Here is a 5,691-nt window from a genome sequence, read left to right on the forward strand (position 1 = left end):
GATCCGTAGCCATATTTGATACCTAAGGTACGAAAACCAGACCCTCCTTTAAAATACTCCCGGATGATCGATGACTTATTAATTGTCTTTTTCATTTGGTGACTTTTTTGTCAACCTATTTCAGGACGAGACACCCCTATGCCGGTTCAAGTTTAGCGTAACGTAACCTGGGCCTAAATGATGTATGCTTTCAGCTTACGCAAGCAGAATGCTTGCTATTAATCAATACTCCATCCACACAGGCGAACGTTGTAGCAGATTAATTTTCCCATCTGCACTGTATAGAGTTATAATGCTATATTCTCTATTGTAATCAGCAAAAAGAATTGGGCTTGAAACAGATGTTTCAAAAACTATATTCCCCGATTTGCTGATAACCCGTAAATGGCCACCATAATCTGTAGAGTAGATGTAGTCATTTGCATCAAAAAATACACTGGTGATGCCAAATTGATTTGCAATCGACTGAGTTATGCCGCCGGTAGTATTCCAAATTTTTATTGTCTTATCAGTACCTTCATAACTTCCGCTTACCAATAATGATGAATTAGAATTAAGATCTATAGTTCCGATGTGTCCTGCATGCCCTGTAAGTGTCCTCTCTATTTGTAAAGAGCCTAAATTCCAAAAACTAATGTTATTATTATTTCCACACGATATCAACTTAGTATCATTGTCATAAAATAACAGGTCGCGTATATTATGATTGTCTGTTGTTAATTTGTACTTGAGGGTCATAGAAGGAAAATTATAAACTAATATCTTACTTCCCCCAGTGCCGCCTACAGCTAATAAAGTACCTGATTTATTAAATGAAAGGCAAAAGGCGGCCTCCATACCTGTGGTAATTGTTTTATAAAGTGTATGTGTGTTAATATTCCAAATTTCAACATTACCATCCTGAGCGCTGGTGGAAAGTATATAATTATTATCTGTTGAGAATTTAACGCTGTAAGTACCTTCTTTATGGTTAGTAGTAATTGTATTCATTGCACCATTAACGCGGTTTACCAAAACAATATTTTTTGAGTAGTAGTTTGACGTTGCAATAAGATTTTTTGACGGAGACAGCGATATTTGGCCCTCGACAGCACGTTCCCCATTGTAAGTTTCAGTTATAATATAACGTTTATCATTATAATATGCCTTTTTTATGTTTGAATACGCACTGGTGTTTTTATTAGAATACGCCTTTACCCTAAAGGCGTAACGCTTATTAATCTGCAAATTATTAATTTTATAACTCAGTGCCGGAGAGTCTACTTTGGCCAACTCTACAAAATCACCATCGTTTATCGCTTGTTCTATAATATAACCTTTTTCAAATTGTGAGTTATCATTCCATGAAAGATTAATTGAGTTTTCAGCAGAAAGTGTGAAGCTTAGTGTTGGGGCCGAAAAGTTCAGCTTTATAGCAGCATTGTTAGAATAATCGGTTTCGATGAATTGATTGATAGCTTTTACTCTATAACGATATTCAGTGTTTACTGCAATCGTGTTGTCAATATACGACTGTGTATTTTTACCGGGTTCGGCAATTACAACAAATGCCTGGCCATTTTCACTGCGTTCTAAAACAAATTTTGTCTCAAGAACTGAATTATCCGTCCACGTTAATTTTACTTTGGAGTCATCAATTGCCAATGAAGTTAAAACGGGTATTGGCAGCTCAAGTCTGACAGAAGCCTCTTCTGAAAACGAAGTTTCTGCAGATTTGCTTTTAGCACGTACCCGATAAGTATATAAAATATTCGGTACAACCTTGCTATCATTAAACACCGTATCATTTGCCCCTGTCTCTTTTACAACCTTAAAAGAACCTGTTCCATCTTTGCGCTGCAGTTCAAAATAAACTTCCACATTACTATTGTCCTTCCAATTAACCCTTATAGTAGAGTCGCTGAAAACACTTGCTTTTAACTCGGAAGGAGTAAAGAATTTGGGCTCTTCAACTACTTCAGGTTTTTCTTTTTTACAGCCGGAAAAGAATAGTAGTAAAATTATAAGGTTAGTACTAATAAAAGCAATTGATTTTTTGTGGCTCATGGTTTAGGGTAACACAACAAATATAATAGAAATATAAACGAACAGCCACAACATATGGGGAGATTATTTCTATTGAAAAATTTGTGCATAATGAAGTATCTACAAAACCTAAAGGTTTAAATTTAGCGTGGTGTAACTTTCAACTTCGACCAGTATTGGACTTGTAGATGACCTGCCTAAATGTTGTTGGTGACAACACCAACAATGGCGAAAAAAACGTCACCGCGAGCGTAGCGTGGCTATCTTCGACATGCTTGTAGCAGACTTTTCTATCGAATTGCTTCGTTCCTCGCAATGACGTGGTGGCTATGTGTGTAAGATTACATCCATCGCTGGCGCACGCGTGCCGCGTGTGCCTAATAAATTACATCCCCAACTGGTTCATTACATATTCAAATACAAACGTCCAGTTTTCAATGGCTTGCTGGGTGCTTTGGCCGCTGCCGTGGCCGCTGTCAAAATCCATGTGGAGGATGATGGGGCTGGTTTGGCCGGGGTTGTTTTGCAGGGCTGCTACAAACTTTTTGGCGTTCATAGGGTCAACACGGGTATCGTTAGCGCCGGCGGTTACCAGCATGGGCGGTACGTTAACACCTGCGCGGATGTTTTGGTATGGCGAGTAACGCAATAACCAGCGGAACTGCTCCGGGTCTTCTGCCGCGCCGTATTCAGGGATCCAGTAACGGGCTATCAGGAATTTGTGGTAACGCAGCATATCCAGCAGCGGCACTTCGCATACAATGGCTTTAAACAGATCGGGGCGCTGGGTTGCCGCGGCACCCATCAGCAGGCCGCCATTGCTGCCACCCAGGGCAACTATCTTGCTTTCGGTGGTGTATTTTTCTTTGATCAGCCATTCCGCGCAAGCGTAAAAATCGTCAAAGCTGTTTTGCTTTTTGGCCAGCATGCCGTCAAGGTGCCATTTCTCGCCAAACTCGTCGCCACCACGGATGCCGGGTTGTACCACAATACCGCCCGCCTGGATGAACGGCGCGTAAAAGCCAAAATATCCCGGTTTAATACCCGACTGGAAGCCGCCGTAAGCCGTTAACAATACCGGGTTGTTACCATCCAGTTTAATATCCTTGCGGTGAACCACAAAGGCAGGCACGCGACTGCCATCTTTACTGATATAGAATTTTATCTCTCCGGTAATTTCGCTCATATCAACAGGCAGTATCCTTTGATAAAACAGCTTCCATTTATAATCTTTCGGCGAGCAAACGTAGGTTTTTGGGGTGGAGGTAAAAGTTACCAGCGATATGTATAATTTATCTTCCTCGCGATCATAACTCATGCCACCAACACTGCCTTGCTCGGGCAGTGGCACGGGGCGCAGTTTTTTACCGTTCAGGTCGTAAATGGTTAAGCGGCTCTGGATATCCTTTTTATCCTGGATGATGATGCTGTTTTTGGTGACCGCATAGCTCTCCATAACGGTGCTGCTTTCGGGGATAAGCGTTTTCCAGTTCTTATATTCCGGGTGCAGCTTATCGGCCACCATCAGCTTGCTGTTTGGCGCGTTATCATTAGTCTTAATATACAGGCGGTTGCCGATAGCCTCGGGGTATGCCTGGAATTTTTTACTGTTGTAGATCAGCTTACCATCTTTAAGGCTACCCGTCGGGCGGATCTTTACACTGTTTGAATAGAAATCGCCTTCGCCGCTAAAGGTTACATCGCTGTAGCGGTTATCGTATATAAAAAAGCTGTTTTGGGCGTCTTTGGTAGTACCCGCAAAAGTGGCTTTTTCAATCGGGTCGCCAACTTTAAGGTAGTATGTTTTTAACGGGCGTTGCTTATCCACGTCTTCCTGGCTGCGCAGGGTAACGTAGGCGTGCTGCTGGTCCTGCGCCCAATCGAACCCGCTGGTGTTTTTGATAGGGTCGTGAATTTGCTTACCGGTGCGGGTATCAATAAAGTAAATGGTGTTTACCTCGGCACCGCTTTTTTGCGCGCTTATGGCGGCACGTTCGCCATCATAAGTGTAGCTGGTACCACTGGTCGAGATCTTGCCGTCGGCATCCAACGCAACCGGGTCCCATATCAATATCTTTTTGCCATCTATGATAGTATAGATCTTATATTGTTTATCGCCTTTCTTTTTCACGGTTTGGAAAACGCGTTTGCCAACCGTATTGAGCGGGCCCTCGTAATCCATATTCAGGTAAGCGGCTATTTTCTCTTTCAAGTCGGGGTGTACCTTTTGGGTTTTGGCCAGGTATTCAACACCGTAATCGTGTTGTTTTTTTGTCCATTCAATAACATCCTCGTTCTTCTTGTCTTCAAGCCAGCGATAGTTATCGGTTAGTTTAACACCATGCAGCGTATCAACAACGGGTATAGCTTTGGTTTTTGGCGGATCGAATTTTTGCTGTGCGTTTGCAGCCATAGCGGCGGTAGTAATTAGGGTGAGTAGCAGGCCTTTTTTCATTGAAATATGGATAAGGATAATGAGCTAAATATAGGGATTGTAGTTGTTGGTAGCAACAGCGGGAAATGATTGGAAGAAATAAAGCAGTAGGCAATGTGCTATTCCAGAGAAATAGCACATGATATAACAGAGGAGCTATTGGGCATCTTACATTCCCTCCCTGGGGAGGGGTGCGATGGTTTGTGTAGTGGCAGGGAGGGGTTTATACGTGATGCATGTCGCACAAACCCCTCCCTGCACCCTCCCGTTGGGAGGGAATCGCACAAACTCTATCAGAACATCCCCGCTGCCGTTCACAAAATTATATTTCAAACGCCACGTAACCTTTATACCTGTTCTTTCATCTACAAAATAAAACCAGTTCACTATGAAAAAAGTTGCCATTATATTATTGTCGGTATTAAGCGGATTGGCCTGCTATGCACAAAATACACAGGAAAAACTTAGCGATAATAAGCTAAAGACGCGGCTCGATTCGTTGGTTAACAGCACGGTTTCGGCTTTTATGAATGATAGTTCCCGCGTTGGTCTTTCAATTGGCATCATAAAAGATGGAATTTCATTATTCTATAATTACGGCACAACAGAAAAAGGTAAAAGGCAAATACCAACGGCTAATTCAGTTTACGAACTTGCCTCTATAACTAAAACGTTCAGCTCGGCCTTGCTTGCAAAGGCTGTTTTAGACAAAAAGGTAAAGCTCGATGACGATATACGCCTGTATCTTGATGGGAAATATCCAAATTTAGAATACAAGGGTGTTCCTATTAAACTAATTAATCTTGCTAATCTCACCTCGGGCTTACCCAACTGGATGCCCGATAATAAAGACCTTTTCAGTAAAGCTAACCCAGATTCTATTCCTTATATTCTGGATGCCATACATAAAAAATACAGCCGGGCCGATCTTTACCGCGACCTGCATCATGTAAAACTGGATACAGTACCCGGCTCTGTTACCAGGCATTGCAATACCGCAGCTCAGTTGCTTGGATATATTATGGAACGTGTTTACGGAGCCCGTATAGACCAACTATTAAAAAAGTATTTTGCTGAACCGCTAAAAATGAGAAATACTGCCTTTTTAGCCGATGGGAAGCTTCCCGCGGCACTTGTAAAGGGTTATGATGGCAAAGGCCGGGTTATGCCCTTTATTGTTTGGGAAGACCTGCGGGTGGCGGCAAGCATCAGTTCGACGACTTCGGACATGT

General features: G+C 42.4%; 3 protein-coding genes. 1 reads left to right on the top strand and 2 read right to left on the bottom strand.

What is annotated here, in order from left to right; all coding sequences use genetic code 11:
• Window positions 1-222: 222 nt before the first annotated feature.
• Complete coding sequence (locus WC615_RS22245) at window positions 223-2,046, bottom strand: fibronectin type III domain-containing protein (RefSeq protein WP_372980234.1); 1,824 nt, start codon at window positions 2,044-2,046, stop codon at window positions 223-225.
• Between the two features lie 364 nt (window positions 2,047-2,410).
• Window positions 2,411-4,480 (bottom strand): prolyl oligopeptidase family protein, encoded by a 2,070-nt coding sequence (locus WC615_RS22250; protein WP_372980235.1) that lies wholly within the window; start codon window positions 4,478-4,480, stop codon window positions 2,411-2,413.
• 367 nt (window positions 4,481-4,847) lie between these two features.
• Here WC615_RS22250 and WC615_RS22255 point away from each other — a divergent pair.
• The coding region (locus tag WC615_RS22255; protein ID WP_372980236.1) for a serine hydrolase domain-containing protein at window positions 4,848-5,691 on the top strand (844 nt) is incomplete at its 3' end.

The sequence above is a fragment of the Mucilaginibacter sp. genome (assembly GCF_041663085.1).
Lineage (GTDB): Bacteria > Bacteroidota > Bacteroidia > Sphingobacteriales > Sphingobacteriaceae > Mucilaginibacter.